Origin of the sequence: Pseudomonas sp. CCC4.1 (genome assembly GCF_035019225.1) — a bacterium.
Classification (GTDB): Bacteria; Pseudomonadota; Gammaproteobacteria; order Pseudomonadales; family Pseudomonadaceae; genus Aquipseudomonas; species Aquipseudomonas bubulae.
Window position 1 is genome coordinate 32901 of record NZ_JASJWL010000021.1, and the last position, 20256, is coordinate 53156.

The 20256-nt window shown below is 60.4% G+C and carries 20 protein-coding genes; 9 read left to right on the forward strand and 11 right to left on the reverse strand.

What is annotated here, in order from left to right:
- Positions 1-137: 137 nt before the first annotated feature.
- From QN377_RS11030 to QN377_RS11060, 7 genes are all read right to left on the reverse strand, one after another.
- Positions 138-683 (reverse strand): DUF2058 domain-containing protein, encoded by a 546-nt coding sequence (locus QN377_RS11030; protein ID WP_019827734.1) that lies wholly within the window; start codon positions 681-683, stop codon positions 138-140.
- A gap of 22 nt (positions 684-705) precedes the next feature.
- Positions 706-1539 (reverse strand): nucleoside triphosphate pyrophosphohydrolase, encoded by an 834-nt coding sequence (mazG, locus tag QN377_RS11035; protein ID WP_095003075.1) that lies wholly within the window; start codon positions 1537-1539, stop codon positions 706-708.
- Between the two features lie 124 nt (positions 1540-1663).
- Positions 1664-3919 (reverse strand): GTP diphosphokinase, encoded by a 2256-nt coding sequence (relA, locus tag QN377_RS11040; protein ID WP_095003074.1) that lies wholly within the window; start codon positions 3917-3919, stop codon positions 1664-1666.
- A 118-nt stretch (positions 3920-4037) separates the two neighbouring features.
- Positions 4038-5390, reverse strand: coding sequence for a 23S rRNA (uracil(1939)-C(5))-methyltransferase RlmD (gene rlmD, locus QN377_RS11045; RefSeq protein ID WP_322213353.1), 1353 nt, complete (start codon positions 5388-5390; stop codon positions 4038-4040).
- The gene (cysM, locus tag QN377_RS11050; protein ID WP_095003072.1) at positions 5390-6292 is read right to left on the reverse strand and encodes a cysteine synthase CysM; all 903 of its coding nucleotides are present in this window, start codon (positions 6290-6292) and stop codon (positions 5390-5392) included. The genes rlmD and cysM overlap by 1 nt, the downstream gene beginning before the upstream one ends.
- A 244-nt stretch (positions 6293-6536) precedes the next feature.
- Positions 6537-7898, reverse strand: coding sequence for a sensor histidine kinase (locus QN377_RS11055; protein WP_095019420.1), 1362 nt, complete (start codon positions 7896-7898; stop codon positions 6537-6539).
- Positions 7888-8616 carry a response regulator transcription factor gene (locus QN377_RS11060; protein ID WP_095019419.1) on the reverse strand — a complete coding sequence of 243 codons (729 nt, stop codon included), beginning with the start codon at positions 8614-8616 and terminating at the stop codon, positions 7888-7890. Before QN377_RS11060 ends, QN377_RS11055 begins: the two co-directional genes overlap by 11 nt.
- A 202-nt stretch (positions 8617-8818) precedes the next feature.
- On the opposite strand from QN377_RS11060, the gene QN377_RS11065 reads away from it, so the two are divergent.
- From QN377_RS11065 to QN377_RS11080, 4 genes are all read left to right on the forward strand, one after another.
- Positions 8819-11584, forward strand: coding sequence for a response regulator (locus tag QN377_RS11065; RefSeq protein ID WP_095019418.1), 2766 nt, complete (start codon positions 8819-8821; stop codon positions 11582-11584).
- Between the two features lie 134 nt (positions 11585-11718).
- On the forward strand, positions 11719-12708 hold the full coding sequence (locus QN377_RS11070) for a 2-hydroxyacid dehydrogenase (protein WP_095003068.1): 990 nt from the start codon (positions 11719-11721) through the stop codon (positions 12706-12708).
- Positions 12709-12759: 51 nt separating this feature from the next.
- A complete protein-coding gene (locus tag QN377_RS11075; RefSeq protein WP_095003067.1) occupies positions 12760-13197 on the forward strand; it encodes a hypothetical protein in 438 nt (145 codons plus the stop codon).
- Positions 13194-13598 carry an META domain-containing protein gene (locus QN377_RS11080; protein ID WP_095003066.1) on the forward strand — a complete coding sequence of 135 codons (405 nt, stop codon included), beginning with the start codon at positions 13194-13196 and terminating at the stop codon, positions 13596-13598. Before QN377_RS11075 ends, QN377_RS11080 begins: the two co-directional genes overlap by 4 nt.
- An 86-nt stretch (positions 13599-13684) precedes the next feature.
- Here the strand turns inward: QN377_RS11080 and QN377_RS11085 are convergent, their stop codons facing one another.
- A complete protein-coding gene (locus tag QN377_RS11085; RefSeq protein ID WP_095003065.1) occupies positions 13685-14149 on the reverse strand; it encodes a TlpA family protein disulfide reductase in 465 nt (154 codons plus the stop codon).
- A gap of 126 nt (positions 14150-14275) precedes the next feature.
- Here QN377_RS11085 and arsC point away from each other — a divergent pair, with 126 nt between their 5' ends.
- From arsC to QN377_RS11100, 3 genes are read left to right on the forward strand one after another with little or no spacing between them, the layout of a single operon-like run.
- A complete protein-coding gene (gene arsC, locus QN377_RS11090; RefSeq protein WP_095019417.1) occupies positions 14276-14629 on the forward strand; it encodes an arsenate reductase (glutaredoxin) in 354 nt (117 codons plus the stop codon).
- Positions 14626-15231, forward strand: a complete 606-nt coding sequence (gene wrbA, locus QN377_RS11095) for an NAD(P)H:quinone oxidoreductase (RefSeq protein WP_095003063.1) — start codon at positions 14626-14628, stop codon at positions 15229-15231. Before arsC ends, wrbA begins: the two co-directional genes overlap by 4 nt.
- Entirely contained in the window at positions 15224-15631 is a 408-nt protein-coding gene (locus QN377_RS11100; protein ID WP_095003062.1) for a DUF2069 domain-containing protein, read from the forward strand. Before wrbA ends, QN377_RS11100 begins: the two co-directional genes overlap by 8 nt.
- Before the next feature lie 81 nt (positions 15632-15712).
- On the opposite strand, the gene QN377_RS11105 is transcribed toward QN377_RS11100, so the two are convergent.
- Positions 15713-16384, reverse strand: a complete 672-nt coding sequence (locus QN377_RS11105) for a DNA-3-methyladenine glycosylase I (RefSeq protein WP_095003061.1) — start codon at positions 16382-16384, stop codon at positions 15713-15715.
- A gap of 19 nt (positions 16385-16403) precedes the next feature.
- Positions 16404-17228 carry a tRNA 2-thiocytidine(32) synthetase TtcA gene (gene ttcA / locus QN377_RS11110; RefSeq protein ID WP_095003060.1) on the reverse strand — a complete coding sequence of 275 codons (825 nt, stop codon included), beginning with the start codon at positions 17226-17228 and terminating at the stop codon, positions 16404-16406.
- Positions 17229-17496: 268 nt separating this feature from the next.
- Between ttcA and QN377_RS11115 the strand changes: the two genes are divergently transcribed.
- Positions 17497-18099, forward strand: a complete 603-nt coding sequence (locus tag QN377_RS11115) for a Yip1 family protein (RefSeq protein WP_095003059.1) — start codon at positions 17497-17499, stop codon at positions 18097-18099.
- Between the two features lie 145 nt (positions 18100-18244).
- Positions 18245-18739 carry a SprT family zinc-dependent metalloprotease gene (locus QN377_RS11120; RefSeq protein ID WP_095019416.1) on the forward strand — a complete coding sequence of 165 codons (495 nt, stop codon included), beginning with the start codon at positions 18245-18247 and terminating at the stop codon, positions 18737-18739.
- Between the two features lie 50 nt (positions 18740-18789).
- Here the strand turns inward: QN377_RS11120 and QN377_RS11125 are convergent, their stop codons facing one another.
- Positions 18790-20124 carry a dicarboxylate/amino acid:cation symporter gene (locus tag QN377_RS11125; RefSeq protein ID WP_095003057.1) on the reverse strand — a complete coding sequence of 445 codons (1335 nt, stop codon included), beginning with the start codon at positions 20122-20124 and terminating at the stop codon, positions 18790-18792.
- Between the last annotated feature and the right edge of the window lie 132 nt (positions 20125-20256).

A 20256-nucleotide genomic window follows, 5' to 3' on the forward strand; every position in this document is an offset into this window, starting at 1 on the left:
TCTTGAAAAACACAAACCCCGCCGAAGCGGGGTTTGTTTTGTTATGCGCCAACGCAACACTCTGTGGGAGCGAGCCTGCTCGCGAAGAGCAGCGAACGCTTTCGCGAGCAGGCTCGCTCCCACAGGTTATGCCAGCACTACCACATCAGGTCATCAGGGATCTGATAGGCCGCGTACGGATCGTCTTCTTCCGGGGTTTTCGGCTCAACCAGGATATTCAGCTGCACGATCCGGCGCGGATCGCGCTCCTGGATCTTCAGTGCAGCTTCACGGGGGATGACTTCGTAGCCGCCCTGGTGCTGCACGATCGCCAGCGAGCCATTGGCCAGCTTGTTGCGCATCAGGGTGTTGACCGACAGGCGCTTGACCTTTTTGTCATCAACGAAGTTGTAGTAGTCCTCAGTGGTCAGCTTGGGCAGACGTGATACTTCGATCAATTGCTTGATCTGCGCAGCACGGGCTTTTTGCTCGACCTTCTCCTGCTGCTGGCGGTTCAGTTCCTGGTCGCGCTTGACCTTCTCGGCCTTGGCTTCGGCAGCCAGACGCTGCTGGGTGTCGTCCAGTTCGATCTGGCCTTTGTGGGCCAGACGCTGTTGTTTCTGTTTTTCTTTGCCGGCCTGCTTGGCCTGCTTCTCGTTGACCAGTCCGGCTTTGAGCAACTGGTCGCGTAGGGAAATGCTCATCTACTTACTCACTTAGGCAAACTCAGCCGCAGCTGGGCAAATTCTTTTCCTGGCGCTTGGCTTCACCCCACAGGGCGTCCAGGTCTTCAAGGGTGCAACTTTCAATGGGACGCAGGGTATCGCGCAATGCCTGCTCGATAAACCGGAAACGTCGATCAAATTTTGCATTGGCACCACGCAAGGCGGTTTCCGGGTCCACTTTAAGATGACGGGCCAGGTTGACCACGGAAAACAGCAGGTCGCCGATTTCGTCATGAATGGCCGCCGAATCGTTGTCGGCCATGGCCTCCAGCACTTCATCCAGCTCTTCACGCACCTTGTCCAGCACCGGCAATGCCGCTGGCCAGTCAAAACCGACCTGGGCGGCGCGCTTTTGCAGCTTGGCGGCGCGGGACAGGGCAGGCAAGGCGACGGGCACATCGTCAAGCAAGGACAACTGCTCGGGGGCGGTAGACTTTTCTGCGCGCTCCTCGGCCTTGATCTCATCCCAGCGTACCTTGACCTGTTCTTCGCTCAAGCGCGGCACATCCAGCGGCGCATACAGGTCACCGGTGGGAAAGACATGGGGGTGACGGCGGATCAGCTTGCGGGTAATGCTGTCGATCACCCCGGCAAACTCGAAACGGCCTTCTTCCCGGGCCAGCTGGCTGTAATACACCACTTGAAACAGCAAATCGCCGAGTTCGCCCTGCAGGTGCTCGAAGTCACCCTGCTCAATGGCGTCAGCGACCTCGTAAGCCTCTTCGAGGGTATAAGGCACGATAGTGGCGTACGTTTGCTTGATATCCCACGGGCAGCCGTACTGCGGGTCACGCAGGCGGGCCATGAGGTGCAGCAGGTCGTCGAGGTTGTACATCTGTAATCCTTTGGCACACGCTAACCACACCCTGTGGGAGCGGGTTTGCTCGCGATATGAACACCCCGGTACAGCTGACTCACCGAGGAGATGCAATCGCGAGCAAGCCCGCTACCACAAAGGATTAGCGCGGCTCACTACGCCCGATCCGGCGGGTTTCGATGATGTTCGGCAGTTGCGAGATCCGCCCCAGTAAACGCCCCAGCGCATCCAGCCCCGGGATCTCGATGGTCAAGGTCATCAACGCGGTGTTGTTTTCCTTGTTCGAGCGGGTGTTGACCGCCAGCACGTTGATCCGTTCGTTGAGCAACACCTGCGACACATCACGCAACAAGCCCGAACGATCGTAGGCGCGGATTTCGATATCCACCGGATAGGTCGAGACCGGGATCGGCCCCCAGTTGACCTGAATCATTCGCTCCGGCTCACGACTGCCCAGTTGCAGCACCGAGGCGCAGTCCTGGCGGTGAATGCTGACGCCACGGCCCTGGGTGATGTAACCGACAATCGCATCCCCCGGCAGCGGCTGACAGCACCCGGCCATCTGGGTCAGCAGGTTGCCGACGCCTTCGATCTGGATGTCTCCACGCTTGCCCGGCTTGTAGCCCGTGGCCTTACGCGGGATCAGCTCCATCTGCTCGCTGCCGCGCTCAGGCTCGACCTGTTGCTGGGCCAGGTTGATCAACTGCGCCAGGCGCAAGTCGCCAGCCCCGAGCGCCGCGTACATGTCCTCGGCGGTTCGCATGTTGGCCTTGTCGGCGAGCTTCTCGTAATCCACCGCCGGCAGGCCCAAACGGCCGAGTTCGCGCTCGAGCATGGTTTTGCCGGCAGCGACGTTCTGATCGCGCGCCTGCAACTTGAACCAGTGGACGATTTTCGCCCGCGCCCGCGAGGTGGTGACATAGCCCAGGTTCGGGTTCAGCCAGTCGCGGCTCGGCGTACCGTGCTTGCTGGTGATGATCTCGACCTGCTCACCGGTCTGCAGACTGTAGTTGAGCGGCACGATGCGCCCGTTGATCTTGGCACCACGGCAGTTGTGGCCGATCTCGGTGTGAACCCGGTAGGCAAAGTCCAGCGGCGTCGCCCCCTTGGGCAGGTCGATGGCGTGACCGTCGGGGGTGAAGATATACACCCGGTCCGGCTCGATATCGACGCGCAGCTGATCGGCCAGGCCACCGATATCGCCCAGTTCTTCGTGCCACTCCAGCACCTGGCGCAGCCACGAGATTTTCTCTTCGTACTGGTTGGACCCGGCCTTGACGTCAGTGCCCTTGTAGCGCCAGTGCGCGCAAACCCCCAGCTCGGCCTCTTCGTGCATGGCATGGGTGCGAATCTGCACTTCCAGGACCTTGCCTTCAGGCCCGATCACGGCAGTATGCAGCGAGCGGTAGCCGTTCTCCTTGGGGTTGGCGATATAGTCGTCAAACTCCTTGGGAATATGTCGCCACAGGGTGTGGACGATGCCCAGCGCGGTATAGCAGTCGCGCATTTCCGGCACCAGTACCCGTACGGCACGCACGTCATAGATCTGGCTGAAGGCCAGGCCCTTGCGCTGCATTTTGCGCCAGATCGAGTAGATGTGCTTGGCCCGGCCGCTGATGTCGGCGTCGGTCACGCCGGTGGCTTCCAGCTCGGTACGCAACTGGTTCATCACATCGCTGATAAAGCGCTCTCGGTCGAGGCGGCGCTCATGCAGCAAGGTGGCGATTTGTTTGTACTGCTCGGGCTCCAGATAGCGGAAGGACAGGTCCTCCAGCTCCCACTTGATGTGGCCGATGCCCAGGCGGTGCGCCAATGGCGCATAAATATCGAACACCTCGCGGGCGACGCGGTTGCGCTTCTCGTCCGGGGCATTTTTGACCGCGCGAATCGCGCAGGTACGTTCAGCCAGCTTGATCAGTGCCACGCGCACGTCATCAACCATGGCAACCAGCATCTTGCGCAGGTTTTCGACCTGGCCCTGAGTGCCCAGCACCATCGATTGACGGGGGCTGAGGCTGGCACTGATGGCCGCCATGCGCAGTACACCATCAATCAGTTTGGCCACCACCGGACCGAAGCGCTGGCTGACGGCAGGCAACAGCACCTGCCCTTCGCGCACGCAACGATAGAGAATCGCGGCAACCAGGGAATCCTGATCCAGTTTCAGATCGGCCAATATCTCGGCGATTTCCAACCCGGTACGAAAGCTTGAGGTGCCCTCGGCCCACAGGTTTTTCGCCGCATTGGCTTGCTGCTCGGCCTCGCGTGCAAACTCACACGCTTCTTTCAAGGCTTCACGGTCCAGCGCCACATCGACACTCACCGCATGATCCAGCCATGCCTCGAGGTTGAGACTGCCGTCGGTGTTGATCGGCTGGTGTGCTCTGACCTGTACCATCTTGCTTACCTTCCCTACAGCGCAGGTTCAATGCGCCGAAATCACAGGCCCTGATCCCAACCGCGCGCTACAGGGCATAGCGTCGCGGGTTGCGGGCCCGTTGAAATAGACAGACATCCTAGTCTGCTTCAAATAACGCCATCGCCTCGACATGCGCTGTTTGCGGGAACATGTCGAGGATTGCGGCACGTTTTAACCGGTAACCCTGTTTAATCAGTTCAACCGTGTCGCGCGCCAGGGTGGCCGGGTTGCACGACACATACACCAAACGTTTGGCACCCAGGCCAGACAACTTTCGTACCACTTCATAAGCGCCGTCGCGAGGCGGATCAAGCAGTACGGCACTGAAGCCGGCTTTGGCCCAGGTTGCATCCACCAGCGGCTGTGACAGGTCGGCCTGAAAAAACACTGCATTATGCAGGCTGTTACTGACCGCGTTTTGCGCGGCGCGTTCGACCATGGTCGCAACACCTTCAACAGCCACGACTTCACGCGCTTTTTGTGCCAGTGGTAATGCGAAGTTACCCAGCCCACAGAACAAGTCAAGAATCCGTTCGTCAGCTTGTGGCGCAAGCCACTTTATGGCTTGAGCCACCATGGCTTCGTTGACGCCGGCATTGACCTGGACAAAATCCCCGGGGCGATACGCCAACTGCAAATCCCATGTTTCCAGACGATAGCCCAAGGCCCGGGTCAAATCGACCGGCTGTGGCTCGCCTTCGCCATGCAGCCACAATTGGGCGTTATGGGTAATGCAAAATGCCTCAAGAACCTGCATGTCGGCAGCGCTCAGCGGCGCCATATGGCGCAGCAAAACCGCAATCGCCGAACCACTGAACAACTCCACGTGGCCCAGTGCCTTGGGGTTGCCCAGTTGACGCAACATGGCGGGCAGCCCGGTCATGATAGGTTGCAAAGCCTGTACCAGAACCAAACAGTGATCGATGGCGACGATGTCCTGGCTGCCAGCAGCACGGAAACCCACGTCCAGGTGCTTGGCCCGCGCATCCCAGCGCACGGCGATACGTGCCCGGCGGCGGTAGCCAAACTCGGGACCGGTCAGCGGCGCTGCCCACTCTTGAGGTTCGACACCGGCCACGCGGGACAGTTGCTCGGCGAGCATGCGCTGTTTCAGTGCAAGCTGCTCTTCATGGGGCAAATGCTGCACGCTGCAGCCGCCGCACTTGCCCGCATGGGCACAGGGTGCCTGGCGACGGATCTCGCTGGCCTTGAAAACACGCTCGATACGGGCTTCAACGACCTTGCCATGGGCACCCAGCACCCGGGCTTCGACTTCTTCACCGGCCAGAGCCCCCGAAACAAACCAGGTACGCCCTTCAATAAAGGCAATACCGCGGCCGTCGTTGGCCAGGCGCTCGATATTCAAACGCTGTTTCTTGCCCGCAGGCACTTGCGCAGCCTTGGTGCCGCCAGCAGGCTGGAAGCGCAGGCCTCTCTCTTGCTTGGCCATCAGTTGGGCGCATCGTAAATGCCGGTCGACAGATAACGGTCGCCTCGGTCACAAATGATCGCGACCATCACCGCGTTTTCGACTTCCTGGTTCAGGCGCAGCATCGCTGCCACCGCCCCGCCCGAGGACACACCACAGAAAATGCCTTCTTCACGGGCCAGTCGGCGGGTGACGTCTTCGGCTTCGCGCTGGGCCATGTCGACGATGCGGTCTACGCGGTCGGCCTGGTAGATCTTGGGCAAGTACTCGGTCGGCCAGCGGCGGATGCCCGGAATGGCAGCGCCTTCCATCGGCTGCAAACCGACGATCTGCACGCCCGGGTTTTGCTCCTTGAGGTAGCGCGACACGCCCATGATGGTACCGGTAGTACCCATCGAACTGATGAAGTGGGTGATGGTACCGTTGGTCTGACGCCAGATTTCCGGGCCCGTACCGGTGTAGTGAGCCTCGGGGTTGTCACCGTTGGCAAACTGGTCGAGCACCTTGCCCAGGCCCTGGGCCTGCATCTTGTCGGCCAGGTCGCGGGCGCCTTCCATGCCCTCTTCCTGACTGACCAGGATCAGCTCGGCACCGTAGGCGGTCATGGCAGCCTTGCGCTCGGCGCTGGAATTGTCGGGCATGATCAGGATCATCTTGTAGCCCTTGATCGCCGCGGCCATGGCCAGGGCAATCCCGGTATTGCCCGAGGTGGCTTCAATCAGGGTATCGCCAGCCTGGATCTGGCCGCGCGCTTCGGCGCGGGCAATCATCGACAGAGCCGGACGGTCCTTGACCGAGCCTGCAGGGTTGTTCCCTTCGAGCTTGAGCAACAAGGTGTTGGTAGTGTTTCCAGCCAGGCGCTGCAAGCGCACCAGAGGAGTGTTGCCGACGCAATCGGCGATAGTTGGGTACTGCAATGTCATGGCGTATTCGCAATCCAGACCGCGGGGCCGCACATCATACCGACAAACGCCGACAGCCCATATCACGCAAAGTACGGTGCTTATGGTTAAAGGCTATAAGCGCCGCAAGCCCATCACAATAATTCCTGTGGGAGCCGGGCTTGCCCGCGATTCTGACGCCGCGGTCTGTCAGGTAAAACGGACTGATACCATCGCGGGCAAGCCCGCTCCCACAGGGATGTCTGTACAGCCGCGGCCTGAGCGTTTAAGCGGCATGTCCGGCAAGCAAACGAACATGCACCCGCAACCCGCCGCCGTGGTTCTCTGCCCACAAACTGCCACCCTGCAGCCGCAGGGCATTGCGCGCAATACTCAGGCCCAGACCAAAGCCGCCATCGCCGGGACGCGAGCCATCAAGGCGGGTAAAAGGCGCAAAGATCCGCTCCAGTTCTTCAGGTGCCACACCTGCGCCCTGGTCATCGAGCCACAGGTGCCACATATTGCCTTCGCGCCGGCCATCAAGACTGACGATACCCTCGGGTGGAGAATGGCGAATGGCATTGCGCAGGATATTTTCCATGGCTTGAGCCAGGCTGTTGAGATGCCCGCGCACCCAGCAATGCTCATCCACCAGACAAGGCAGTCGCGATTGCGGCCAGCCACTTTCAAAGCGGGCGTTTTCGGTGAGCATCTCCCACAGCGCCTGCACCTGAATGTCTTCCACCGGCAGCGGCCCGCGCTCGGCATCCAGCCAGGCCAGTTGCAAGGTATCTTCGACCAGCCGTTGCATGCCGTCGACTTCACGGCCCAGACGCTCACGCAAGGCCTCGCCCCCCTGCTCGCTGTCACAGGCTACCCGCAAACGGCTCAAGGGCGTGCGCAGCTCATGGGACAAGTCGCGGAGCAATTGCTGCTGTTGCGAGACCGTACTCTGCAAGCGCTCGGACATCTGATCGAACGCCCGCGCCAGCTCACCCAGTTCGTCCTGGCGGCTGGTGATCTGGCTCGATAGCCGCGCCCCCAGTTGATCAGCCCGCCAGGCATTGGCCTGTTCGCGAAGATGGTTAAGCGGCACGATCAGCACGCGGTACAGGCCCACGCACAGCAACAGGGTCAACAAGCCAGGAATTACGCCGTTGGTGACAATCCGCCAGATCACCTGGGAGCTCCCGGGCATAAAGCGTTGCGGCAACTCGATCACCAGGCTGCCCGCCGACGGGTCGCGGGGAAAGGGCACCTTTATCCATGGACGCGCCGTCTTGATATGGCTGATGGGCCAGTCCAGGCCGCGCAAAAAGGTCAGCCGCTCACTTTCTCGATCACTCAGCGGGTAGCTGCTCAGCGACTGCAGGTCCTGACCAATCACCCCGACCCAGCCCGGCTCCCTGTGCCCCATACCCTGCAACCACTGGTCGACGCCGGCTTGCTGACCGCTCTCCCAGGCGCGCTCGGCCTCACCGGCATAGCGCACCAGGGTGCCGTGGGCCTGCTCGGACAAAAAGCCGGTGCGCTTGTCCATATAGCGACCCCAGGACCAACTGAGCCAGATCATCAGCAAGCAGAAAACCACCAGCAAACACGCCAGCTTCCAGAACACCGAATTCTTGCCGGGCACCTTACGGGGCATCGCTGGCACTAAGGACATAGCCCTTGCCCCACACCGTGCGTACTTCATGCTGGTAATAGCCGATAGTTTTGAGCTTTCGCCGGATCTGGCTGATATGCATGTCCAGACTGCGGTCATGGGCTGCATATCCGCGCTGCAAGACCTGCTGATAGAGAAAGGCCTTGCTCAACACTTCGTCGGCATTGCGTTGCAGGGTATCGAGCAGACGGAACTCGCTGCGGGTCAACCCGGCCCATTGCTCGCCCCGGCGCACATCGCACGCCTCGTCGTCGAACAGCAAACCGCTCTCGGCCGGTGGCAGTTCCTGCACCGTTGGGGCGCCAGGCATGCGATCCAGGGCCACGCGACGCAAGATGGCCTGGATGCGCACCCGCAGTTCGGCCATGCTGAACGGCTTGGGCAAATAATCATCGGCGCCCAGCTGGAAACCGCTGATACGGTCGGCCTCGGCACCCAGCGCCGACATCAGGATCACCGGCAAGGCGTGGGTCTGACGCAGTTGCGTCAGCACCTGCAAGCCATTCATGCCGGGCAGCAGGATATCCATCAGCACCACGTCAAAGTGCTCCTGGCGGGCACGGGCCAGACCTTCCAGGCCATTCTGGCACCAGATAACGTCAAACCCGCAACGCCCCAGCTGCTCGTGCAGATAGGCGCCCAGTACGGGGTCGTCTTCAATGGTCAGTAGGCGCGAGGGGCTAACAGCTACGGGATTCATTAGCGTCTGCAAGTAATTCTCAATCGGCGATTATTCAAGATTGAGCCCCTGCGGGCAACCGGCACGGGCTTTACCCCGTCTGATAAACCGAAATTGATGGCAAATTTTCAAAGATTTGCCGGGCACCATATGGCTACACTGCCACCTGATCCGGGCGGGAAGCCCGGATCACTCTTAAAAGAATGCAGGGCTGGAGAGTTGTGTGCTTAAAAACCTCGGTATCAAAGGCCGCGTATTGCTGTTAACGCTATTGCCCGTCAGTTTGATGGCAAGCGTGCTCGGCGGCTATTTCACCTGGCTGCAACAGTCCGAACTGCAATCGCAACTGTTGCAGCGCGGGGAAATGATCGCCGAACAACTCGCCCCCCTGGTCGCCCCCGCCATGGGGCGCCACGACACCGCATTGCTGGCCCGTATCGCCACCGAATCTCTGGAACAACAGGATGTGCGCGCCGTGGCGTTCCTCAACGCCAACCACGAACCGCTGGCCCATGCCGGGCCGATCATGCTCAATCAGGCTCCACTGGGCAGCAGTACCCATCTGCAACAGCGCACCGACAACGATGCCACGCGCTATTTATTGCCCGTATTTGGCCGCCATCGCAACCTGGCCGGGGATGTGATCCCTAACGAAGCCCATCGCCTGCTGGGCTGGGTCGAACTGGAGCTGTCCCATAACGGCATGCTGCTGCGCAGCTATCGCAACCTGTTTGCCAGCCTGTTGCTGATCGTCACCGGGCTGGTGCTGACCACCCTGCTGGCCTTGCGCATGAGCCGCACCATCAACGCACCGCTGGGGCAAATCAAACAAGCCGTGGCCCAGCTCAAGGACGGGCATCTGGAAACCCGCCTGCCGCCACTGGGCAGCCACGAACTTGACGAACTGGCCTCGGGCATCAACCGCATGGCCGAAACCCTGCACAATGCCCAGGAGGAACTGCAGCACAGCGTCGACCAGGCCACCGAAGACGTACGCCAGAATCTCGAAACCATCGAAATCCAGAACCTTGAACTCGATCTGGCCCGCAAGGAAGCCCTGGAGGCCAGCCGTATAAAGTCCGAGTTTCTGGCCAACATGAGCCACGAAATCCGCACCCCGCTCAACGGTATCCTCGGGTTTACCCACCTGCTGCAAAAAAGCGAGTTGACCCCGCGCCAGTTCGACTACCTGAACACCATCGAAAAATCGGCCGACAACCTGCTGGGCATCATTAACGAGATTCTCGATTTTTCGAAAATCGAAGCCGGCAAGCTGGTGCTCGACAGCATTCCGTTCAATTTGCGCGACCTGCTGCAGGACACCCTGACCATCCTCGCCCCTTCGGCCCACGACAAGGGCCTGGAACTGGTCAGCCTGGTGTATCGCGACACCCCGCTGTCGCTGATCGGCGACCCGCTGCGGCTCAAGCAAATCCTCACCAACCTGATCAACAACGCCATCAAGTTCACCCGCGAGGGCACCATCGCGGTGCGGGCCATGCTTGAAGACCAGGACGAAAATGAAACCGACGGCAGTGTGCAACTGCGCATCAGCGTGCAGGACACCGGCATCGGCCTGACCGCCCAGGATATCCGCGCCCTGTTCCAGGCTTTCAGCCAGGCTGACAACTCACTGTCTCGCCAGCCCGGCGGCACCGGGTTGGGGCTGGTGATTTCCAAGCGACTGGTCGAACAGATGGGCGGCGAAATCGGCGTTGAAAGCACCCCTGGCGAAGGCTCGGTATTCTGGATCAGCGTCAGGCTGCCCAAGGCTCGCGATGATGTCGAAGACTTGCCCGGCGCGCCGCTGCTGGGCCGGCGCGTAGCCATCCTGGAAAAACACGACCTGGCCCGCCAGGCCCTGCACCATCAACTGGAAGACTGCGGCCTGGAAGTCACGCCCTGCACTACTCTGGAAAACCTCACCAATTGTGTGACCGGCGCTCACCAGACCGCCCAGGCTATTGATCTGGCAGTTCTGGGCGTAACGGCCAATGACACCCCGCCAGAGCGTCTCAACCAGCACATCTGGGATCTCGAGCACCTGGGTTGCAAGGTACTGGTTCTGTGCCCGACCACCGAGCAGGGCCTGTTCAACGCGGTGGTGGACAACCCTCACAGCCAGCTCCAGGCCAAACCCGCCTGCACCCGCAAACTGCGTCGGGCCCTGGCCGACCTGGTCAGCCCGCGACAAACCCGCAGCGAACCCGGCGAACCGCTGGCCAGCCGCGCGCCGCGCATTCTGTGTGTGGATGACAACCCGGCCAATCTGCTGCTGGTGCAAACCCTGCTTGAAGGCATGGGCGCCAAGGTGACTGCAGCGGACAGCGGTTATGCCGCCATTGATGCGGTCAAGGCACACGATTTCGATCTGGTGCTGATGGATGTGCAAATGCCCGGCATGGACGGGCGCGAGACCACCGAAGTCCTGCGCCAGTGGGAAAGCGAGCGCCACTGTACGCCGCTGCCGATCGTTGCGCTCACAGCCCACGCCATGGCCAACGAAAAACGCGCCTTGCTGCAAAGCGGCATGGACGACTACCTGACCAAACCGATCAGCGAACGGCAGTTGGCCCAAGTGGTGTTGAAGTGGACGGGCTTGGCCTTGCGCAATCAGGCCAGCGACAACTCGCACGAACCGGCCCGTCACACCACGCAACTGCTCGTCCTCGACCACGATGAGGGGCTGCGACTGGCGGCAGGCAAGGCGGACCTGGCCATCGACATGCTGGCCATGCTGCTGGCTTCGCTGGAAGCCGACCGCGACGCTATCCGCCAGGCCCGTGAGGCCAGAGACAACAACGCATTGATCGAGCGCGTCCACCGCTTGCACGGCGCAACCCGTTACTGCGGCGTACCGCAATTGCGTGCGGCCTGCCAGCGCAGCGAGACCCTGCTCAAGCAAACCAGCCCCAACGCCGACGCCGCCCTCGACGAGCTGGATCAGGCCATCACCCGTTTGGCCAAAGAGGCACGAAGTACGGCATAGCAAAATCATGGTGTGGGAGCGTGCTTGCTCGCGATTCGGGCGGCGCGGTATGTCAGGTAAACCGCCGTGATGCCATCGCGAGCAAGCCCGCTCCCACAAAAGCCGATTTGTAGTTACAGACCAAGGAAGACCCCATGCGCACGATTCTTTTCAGCAGCCAGACCTACGACCGCGACAGTTTCATCGCGGCCGCACAAGACGACGGTAACGAGCTGCATTTCCAGCCCGCGCGCCTGACCCTGGACACCGTAGCACTGGCCCATGACTACGAAGTGATCTGTCCGTTTATCAACGACGACCTCAGCGCTCCGGTGCTGGAGCAACTGGCTGCTGGCCGCACCCGCCTGATCGCCCTGCGCTCGGCCGGCTACAACCATGTGGATCTGCCCGCCGCCAAACGCCTGGGCCTGAGTGTGGTGCGCGTACCCGCGTACTCCCCCCACGCCGTCGCCGAACATGCCGTGGCCCTTATCCTGGCGCTCAACCGCCGCTTGCACCGCGCCTACAACCGCACCCGCGAAGGCGACTTCACTCTGCACGGGCTGACCGGTTTCGATCTGGTGGGCAAGACCGTGGGCGTGGTGGGCACCGGCCAGATCGGCGCCACGTTCGGCAAGATCATGGCCGGTTTCGGCTGCAAGCTGCTGTGCTTCGACCCTTATCCAAACGCCGAGCTGCTGGCGCTGGGCGCTCGCTACGTCAGCCTGCCCGAACTGCTGGCCGGTTCGCACATCATTTCCCTGCACTGCCCGTTGACCGCAGACAACAAGCACCTGATCAACGCCACCAGCCTGGCCACCCTCATGCACGGCGCCATGCTGATCAACACCGGACGGGGGGCGCTGGTCGACACGCCGGCGCTGATTGAGGCGCTGAAAAGTGGACAATTGGGCTATCTTGGGCTGGATGTGTACGAAGAAGAGGCCCAACTGTTCTTCGAGGACCGCTCCGACCTGCCCTTGCAGGATGACGTGCTGGCCCGGCTGCTGACTTTCCCCAATGTGATCATCACGGCCCATCAGGCGTTTCTGACCCGCGAGGCGTTGAATGCAATTGCCAGCACGACCCTGAGCAATATCGCAGCCTGGAGAAACGGTACGGCGCAAAACCTGATCGAAGGTTGAGTCTGGACTTTGATGCCTGCGTGCTAGCATAGCGACTTACTTGGAGGACCCATGGTCGAACACGATTTCCGCTACAGCCTGCTTAACCCGCAGCACACCCTGATTGAATGCCGCGCTCTGGCGCCGGGCCTGTATCAAGTCACCGGCAACGGCGGCTCGATTCAAGCCGGTGACGTGCTGATTGTGTCCCTCAAGGGCAGCAAGACCTTGTCCATGCGTTTGAGCGTCGACAAGGTGCGCCACCTGATCAACCCGCGTGGCCAGTGGGTTGCCGTCACCAAAGGGCCGGTGTTCGGTGAATTGGCGATTCATGAATGGCAGGTCAACTGCGATGCTTGCGCCAAAGAGCTGAAGTTCGAGTTCGCAGTCGACGCCAAACTCGGCACCAAGGCGCAAAAGCCCGCAGCCACGGCGCGGATTGCCGAGCTGGGCTGGAGCACTGAAGGCAGCAAGCACCTGTGCCCGCAATGCCAAAAGGCCGCGCAATGAAACGCTTGATCCTGCTGGCCGTACTGGGCGCAAGCCTGACGGGGTGTGCGGGTGATCCGGTGAAGTTGCAGCAAAACCACACCTACGTGCTGGAGTGGATCGGCGAACGACCGCTGATCGACAACAGCCACCTGACCGTCACCTTGGACGATGCTGGTCGGGCCTATGGCAGTGGCGGTTGCAACCATTGGTTCGCACCTTACACCCTCGACGGCGACAAGCTGACCTTTGGTGGCGTAGGCAGCACCCGCAAGGCCTGTGCGCCGGCGTTGATGGAGCAGGAGCAGCGATTCTTCGAGGCCTTGCAGACCGTACAGCGCTGGGACATATCGCCGATCGAGCAGGTGCGATTCTGGCCTGAACAGGGCAAGCCGCTGCGGCTTTGGCCTGAAGAAGGCTGATACCGCGGCGCTTGAATCACGAGCAAGCCCGCTCCCACAGACTGGTGCCAGCCTGTGGGAGCGGGTTTGTTCGCGATGGCTTCGACTCAGGCCCCTCTCAATTCCTTGATCTTCGCCAGCACCCCGGCCGCCGTCTGTTCGCCCATCAACGTTGCCCGCACCTTGCCTTTCTCATCCAGGATATAAGTCACCGGCAAGGCTTCGCTGCGTGGCAAATCGAACACCTCCGCCGGATCCTGCGCCAGCACGGTAAAGGTGATGCCCAGCGCGGTACTCGCGTCGCTCAGTTCCTTACCCTGCAAACCATCGTAGTTGACCCCAAACACCCCCACCGACTGCCCCTGCAGCTGTTTTTCCAGCGAGTTGAGTTCAGGAATCTCGATACGACACGGGCCACACCACTCAGCCCAGTAGTTGATGACCTTCCATTGCTTGTCCAGACGCTCCGAGGCGATCTTCTGTCCGTGCTGATCGACCCCATAATCATTTCCGCAGCCGGCCAGCAATAATGTGGCGCAGACGGTAACTGCTGCCATGAGTCGCTTAAACATGCGTTGATCCTTCCCGGTAAATACATACAAAAATACATCAGCGAGCGGCCATTTACCGCATACGGTTCAGGCGCGCCCGTCAGGCAGGTAGAATAGCCGCCACCTTACGCAAGATGCGACCCGCACATGACCGATCTGACGCTTTATCACAACCCGCGCTGCTCGAAATCCCGCGGTGCGCTCGAACTCCTCGAAGCCCGCGGCCTGACCCCTACCGTGGTGCGCTACCTCGAAACGCCGCTGAGCGCCGCCCAACTGCGCGATCTGCTGGCCAAGCTGAACATCAGCGCACGGCAATTGCTGCGCAGCGGCGAAGACGAGTACAAGGCCCTCAACCTGGCAGACAGCGGTCTCACTGACGCGCAGCTGATCGACGCCATGGCTGCACATCCCAAGTTGATCGAGCGGCCGATCCTGGTCGCAGGCGACAAAGCCGTGATTGGTCGCCCACCGGAAAAAGTCCTGGAGATCCTGTCGTGAGTGCGCCTTATATTCTGGTTCTGTTCTACAGCCGCAACGGTTCGACCAGCGAAATGGCCCGGCAAATTGCCCGTGGCATCGAACAGGGCGGCCTCGAGGCGCGCCTGCGCACAGTGCCAGCCATTTCTGCCGAATGTGAAGCCGTGGCCCCTGCCATTCCGGACGAAGGCGCGATGTACGCCAGCCTCGACGACCTGAAAAACTGCTCGGGGCTGGCCCTGGGCAGCCCGACGCGTTTCGGCAACATGGCCGCACCGCTCAAGTACTTCCTGGATGGCACCAGCAACCTGTGGCTGACCGGCGCGCTGGTGGGCAAGCCGGCCGGTGTGTTCACCTCCACTGCCAGCCTGCACGGCGGCCAGGAAAGTACCTTGCTGTCGATGCTGCTGCCACTGATGCACCACGGCATGCTGGTCACCGGCCTGCCCTACAGCGAATCGGCCCTGCTGCACACCACGGCAGGCGGAACGCCCTATGGCCCGAGCCATCACGCAGGTGCCGACGGCAAGCGCGGGCTGGACGAGCACGAAATCGCCCTGTGCCGGGCCTTGGGTCAGCGTTTGGCCACCATTGCCCGCAAACTGGAGAGCAACCGTGGCTAAAAAGCCAAAAGTGCTGCCGCCCATCGAGTGGCTGCAGCCGCGGGTAAGGCTGATGCGGGTAGTGAGCCTGGCGTGCTTCTTTGGCCTGATCGCCCTGCTGTGTGTTTATTACCTGATGTTTGCCAACCTGCACGGCGCGCGCCCGTGGGTGATCCTGCTGATCGAGCTGGTGCCCTTGATGTTTGTGGTACCCGGTATGCTGATGGGCAGCCCCCGTGGGCACTCGTTCACCTGCTATGTGGTCAACCTGTACCTGATCAAGGGCGCGCTGGCGGCATTCGACCCGAACCGCCAGGTGTTCGGCCTGCTGGAGATCGCCGCCAGCGTGGCGGTATTTGTCAGTGCATTGCTGTTTGTGCGCTGGCGCTACCAGCTGGATCGACGCCTGAGCGGCGAGTGATGCAGCTGTTGTGGGAGCGGGCTTGCTCGCGAACGGCCTTCGCGAGCAGGCTCGCTCCCACAATTGAAGTTGCTCGGCGGCTTAGTGATTCACCGTAAACGCCAGCATCTGTGACAGCTGGCACATCGGCCGGCCACTTTCGGCGTGCCACTGGTTGAAGGCGTTCTGCACAATCGCCAGGTCACGCAGGCTGGTAGGTGCCTTGTCCACCAGCTTCTGCGCGTTCAGCGCGGCCACCACGTCATAACTTGGCACAAAGGTGTCCTTGCCAACCATGCGCAAAAAGCGTGGAGCCGACAAACCACCCAACTGATGCCCATGTTTGGCCAGGTACTTCCACAAACCGACGATATCAGTCACTGGCCACTGGGCGATAAACGCGCCAAAACTGCCGTGCTCGTGGGCAATGTCGAGCACCATCTGGGCATTGCGCGGCACGCTTTTAAGCTTGCCCAGATGGCGAATGATCCGCGCATCCTGCATCAACCGCTCCAGATGCTCGGCGCCCATCAGCACGACTTTCTCCGGGTCGAAACCGAAAAAAACCTCTTCAAATACCGGCCACTTGGCATCAACCACACTGTGTTTGAGCCCGGCACGGAACACCCGCAGGGCCAGGGTCGACAGGTAGCGATCATCGCTGATATGGCGCAACTGTTCCGCAGTTCTCGGGACAGGCAATTGGGCTTCAAGTGCGGCTGACGAACCAAAGCGGTTCAGACAGTATTCGTGCAGCCATTTGTAGTCGCGCATGCCCTCTCCTCTCGGCAATTTACAGATTGAGCAGGTTGACGAAACGCGGCGTTGCGCTTTCGTCGATCTTCAGGCTCGCGAAATCAAACAGGTTACGGTCCGCCAACTGAGACGGGATCACGTTCTGCAGGCTGCGAAAGATACTCTCGGTGCGGCCCGGCGTCTTGCGGTCCCACTCCTGGAGCATGTCCTTGACCACCTGGCGCTGCAGGTTCTCCTGGGAGCCACAGAGGTTGCACGGGATGATCGGGAACTGCTGCCAGTCGGAATAGGCCTGGATATCCTTCTCGTTGCAGTACGCCAGCGGACGAATCACCACATTGCGCCCGTCATCGGAGCGCAGCTTGGGCGGCATCGCCTTGAGGCTGCCATTGAAGAACATGTTGAGGAAGAAGGTTTCGACGATATCATCGCGATGATGCCCAAGTGCCATCTTGGTCGCACCGATTTCATCGGCAAAGGTGTACAGGGTGCCGCGACGCAGGCGCGAACACAGCGAGCAGGTGGTCTTGCCTTCGGGGATCAGCTCCTTGACCACCGAGTAAGTGTCTTTTTCAACGATGTGGTATTCCACACCCAGCGACTTTAGATAAGCCGGCAGCACGTCCTCGGGGAAACCCGGCTGCTTCTGGTCCATGTTCACGGCCACGATCTCGAACTGGATCGGCGCGACTTTCTGCAGGTGCAGCAACACATCAAGCAGGGTGTAGCTGTCCTTGCCGCCCGACAGGCAGACCATCACCTTGTCGCCATGCTCGATCATGTTGAAATCGGCAATTGCCTCACCGGTCAATCGACGCAGGCGTTTCTGGAGTTTGATTTGAGAGACCGAGTGAGTGCCCATAGCGCTTCAATTCCGCGAGTTAAGACCAAAAGCCGGGGATTTTACCGAAAAATACCCGGTCAACGAACCCCTTGCCTGCCTAAAGACGCCAATGCGATAAGACCGCCTCTGACAGCACAATAAGCTCTAAGGAGCCGAGGTTATGGGGCGGCAGGTTTCCTATACTTGTCATCAAGGCCGCACGCCTGTCTGCTTCTCAATACGTTCTGGCTGCGCGACCGGCACGCGTCCCACTGGGGGCGATGCGTCTTATACAGGAGCGACAGCCATGATCCATCACGTTGTGGGCCTTTTCACCCACCCCGATAAAGAGTGGCGCGAAATCCGTGGTGATGCCGAAGAAAGCATCGGCCATATGTATTTCACGCACACGTTAATTCTGGCAGCGATTCCGGCCATTTCTGCATTTATTGGCACTACCCAGGTCGGCTGGGTAATCGGTAACCGCGCGCCGGTGATGCTGACTCTGGACAGCGCCCTGTGGATGACCCTGCTGTCCTACGCCGCCATGCTGGTGGGCGTGGCCGTGATGGGCGCATTCATTCACTGGATGGCCCGTACCTACGATGCACAACCCAGCCTGCCGCGATGCGTGGCCTTTGCCACCTACACGGCCACCCCGCTGTTTATCGGCGGGCTGGCGGCGCTGTATCCGCATATGTGGCTGGGCATGATGGTGGGCACCGCTGCCATTTGCTACACGGTGTACCTGCTGTACGTGGGCCTGCCTACCTTTATGAGCATCGACCCGGACGAAGGCTTCCTGTTTTCCAGCTCGGTGCTGGCGGTGGGCCTGGTGGTGCTGGTGGCGATCATGGCCTTCACCGTGATCGTCTGGGGCCTGGGCGTCGGGCCGATCTACACCAACTAGGCCACAACCCGTGGAAGCGAACCTGCTCGTGATTGCTGTTCGCGATCAGGCTCGCTTCCACGGGCTCATGAAGACCATTGGGCGCCAACAGGTTCGCAACCCCAGCGCTTGCGGCATAATCGCCGGCTCTGGAGAACCGAACCGCATGCCCGAGCTGCTCAATACCCGCGTCGAAGACTGTTTCCAACAGGCCGAAGTGTTTTTCAAACGCCCCTTCAAACGCCCCGTCGTCAGTTTCAAACTGCGCGGGCAAAAAGCCGGGGTCGCCCATTTGCATGAAAACCTGCTGCGCTTCAACCCGCAGCTGTACCGTGAAAACAGCGAAGACTTCCTCAAGCAGACCGTCCCCCATGAAGTGGCGCACCTGGTTGCCCATCAACTGTTTGGCGAGCGCATCTCGCCCCACGGCGAAGAATGGCAATTAATCATGCGCGGGGTGTACGAACTGCCGCCCAATCGCTGTCATACCTACGCCATCAAGCGTCGCAGCGCCACCCGCTATATCTACCGTTGCCCCTGCCCTGACAGCGACTTCCCGTTTTCGGCCCAGCGTCACGCTTTGGTCAAACAAGGCCGCGGCTACCTGTGTCGACGCTGCCGTAACCCCCTGGTGTTCAGCGGCCTGACCCGGGTCGAATAAGCAGGCATAAAAAAACCCGTCCGAAGACGGGTTTTTTTATGCACTCAAACTTACTTGAGCAACACCGGGGCCGGGCCTTCAGCCACACCCAGATCATCTTGCGGACGGGTATCCTCCAGCGGACGGCCGCCAGAGTTCAGCTCGGTTTGCAGGGTGTCGGTGTCCAGTTCCTTGACCCACTTGGCCACCACCAGGGTTGCTACCGCGTTACCGATCAGGTTGGTCAGGGCGCGGGCTTCGGACATGAAGCGGTCGATACCCAGGATCAGCGCCAGACCGGCTACCGGCAAGTGCCCTACAGCCGACAGGGTTGCCGCCAGTACGATAAAACCACTACCGGTGACGCCAGCAGCACCTTTGGACGACAGCAACAGCACCAGCAACAGAGTGATCTGATGCGTGATATCCATATGGGTGTCAGTCGCCTGGGCGATAAACACGGCCGCCATGGTCAGGTAGATCGAAGTACCGTCGAGGTTGAACGAGTAACCGGTCGGGATCACCAGACCCACTACCGATTTCTTCGCGCCCAGGCGCTCCATTTTCACCAGCATGCGTGGCAGGGCCGATTCCGACGAGGACGTACCCAGTACGATCAGCAGCTCTTCACGGATGTAGCGGATCAGCTTCAAAACGCTGAAACCGTGAGCGCGGGCAATACCGCCCAGCACGATCAGCACGAACAGCACGCAAGTGATGTAGAAGCAGATCATCAACTGACCCAGCTGAACCAGCGAGCCTACGCCGTAAGCGCCGATGGTGAAGGCCATCGCGCCCAGCGCACCGAGGGGCGCCAGCTTCATGATCATGTTGATGATATTGAACATCACGTGAGCGAAGCGATCGATAAAGTCCAGTACCGGCTTGCCGTAGGCACCCAGGCGATGCAGGGCGAAACCGAAAATCACCGAGAACATCAGCACTTGCAGGATATCGCCATTGGCGAAGGCGCCAACAATGGTCGACGGGATCACGTTGAGGATAAAGCCTACGATGCTCTGGTCTGCACCTGCCGACACGTAACCGGCAATTTTGCTGGCATCCAGGGTCGACACGTCAATATGCATGCCTGCGCCAGGCTGAACCACGTTAACCACGACCAGGCCGATCAACAGCGCGATAGTCGACACGACTTCGAAGTAGAGCAAGGCATAGCCGCCGGTCTTGCCGACCGATTTCATGCTCTGCATGCCGGCAATACCGCTCACCACCGTACAGAAAATAATGGGCGCGATGACCATCTTGATCAGTTTGATAAAGCCATCACCCAACGGCTTGAGGGCAACACCGGTTTCCGGGTAGTAATGGCCCAACAAGATACCGATAGCGATCGCTACGATTACTTGCACATACAGGGATTTGTACAGTGGCTGACGAGTCGTCATTGCAAAGTTCCTCAAGTGCATCACTCAATCATCATTCCGTCTGAGACTGGTGACACCTAAAGCGCGAACCCTCCTGTACTTGGAGGGATTTGTTTTTGGGGCTGCTCTTACGGCAGCCCTCTCGCACTTATT

Bases quoted from the DNA above. Each gene is read 5' to 3' on its own strand.
- QN377_RS11075 (WP_095003067.1), top strand. From the start codon at position 12,760: ATGGTCGAACACGATTTCCGCTACAGCCTGCTTAACCCGCAGCACACC.
- QN377_RS11060 (WP_095019419.1), bottom strand. From the start codon at position 8,616: ATGAATCCCGTAGCTGTTAGCCCCTCGCGCCTACTGACCATTGAAGAC.
- mazG (WP_095003075.1), bottom strand. From the start codon at position 1,539: ATGTACAACCTCGACGACCTGCTGCACCTCATGGCCCGCCTGCGTGAC.
- QN377_RS11120 (WP_095019416.1), top strand. From the start codon at position 18,245: ATGCCCGAGCTGCTCAATACCCGCGTCGAAGACTGTTTCCAACAGGCC.
- QN377_RS11125 (WP_095003057.1), bottom strand. From the start codon at position 20,124: ATGACGACTCGTCAGCCACTGTACAAATCCCTGTATGTGCAAGTAATC.
- QN377_RS11030 (WP_019827734.1), bottom strand. From the start codon at position 683: ATGAGCATTTCCCTACGCGACCAGTTGCTCAAAGCCGGACTGGTCAAC.
- QN377_RS11080 (WP_095003066.1), top strand. From the start codon at position 13,194: ATGAAACGCTTGATCCTGCTGGCCGTACTGGGCGCAAGCCTGACGGGG.
- QN377_RS11115 (WP_095003059.1), top strand. From the start codon at position 17,497: ATGATCCATCACGTTGTGGGCCTTTTCACCCACCCCGATAAAGAGTGG.
- arsC (WP_095019417.1), top strand. From the start codon at position 14,276: ATGACCGATCTGACGCTTTATCACAACCCGCGCTGCTCGAAATCCCGC.
- relA (WP_095003074.1), bottom strand. From the start codon at position 3,919: ATGGTACAGGTCAGAGCACACCAGCCGATCAACACCGACGGCAGTCTC.
- QN377_RS11070 (WP_095003068.1), top strand. From the start codon at position 11,719: ATGCGCACGATTCTTTTCAGCAGCCAGACCTACGACCGCGACAGTTTC.
- ttcA (WP_095003060.1), bottom strand. From the start codon at position 17,228: ATGGGCACTCACTCGGTCTCTCAAATCAAACTCCAGAAACGCCTGCGT.
- QN377_RS11105 (WP_095003061.1), bottom strand. From the start codon at position 16,384: ATGCGCGACTACAAATGGCTGCACGAATACTGTCTGAACCGCTTTGGT.
- QN377_RS11055 (WP_095019420.1), bottom strand. From the start codon at position 7,898: ATGCCCCGTAAGGTGCCCGGCAAGAATTCGGTGTTCTGGAAGCTGGCG.
- cysM (WP_095003072.1), bottom strand. From the start codon at position 6,292: ATGACATTGCAGTACCCAACTATCGCCGATTGCGTCGGCAACACTCCT.
- QN377_RS11085 (WP_095003065.1), bottom strand. From the start codon at position 14,149: ATGTTTAAGCGACTCATGGCAGCAGTTACCGTCTGCGCCACATTATTG.
- rlmD (WP_322213353.1), bottom strand. From the start codon at position 5,390: ATGGCCAAGCAAGAGAGAGGCCTGCGCTTCCAGCCTGCTGGCGGCACC.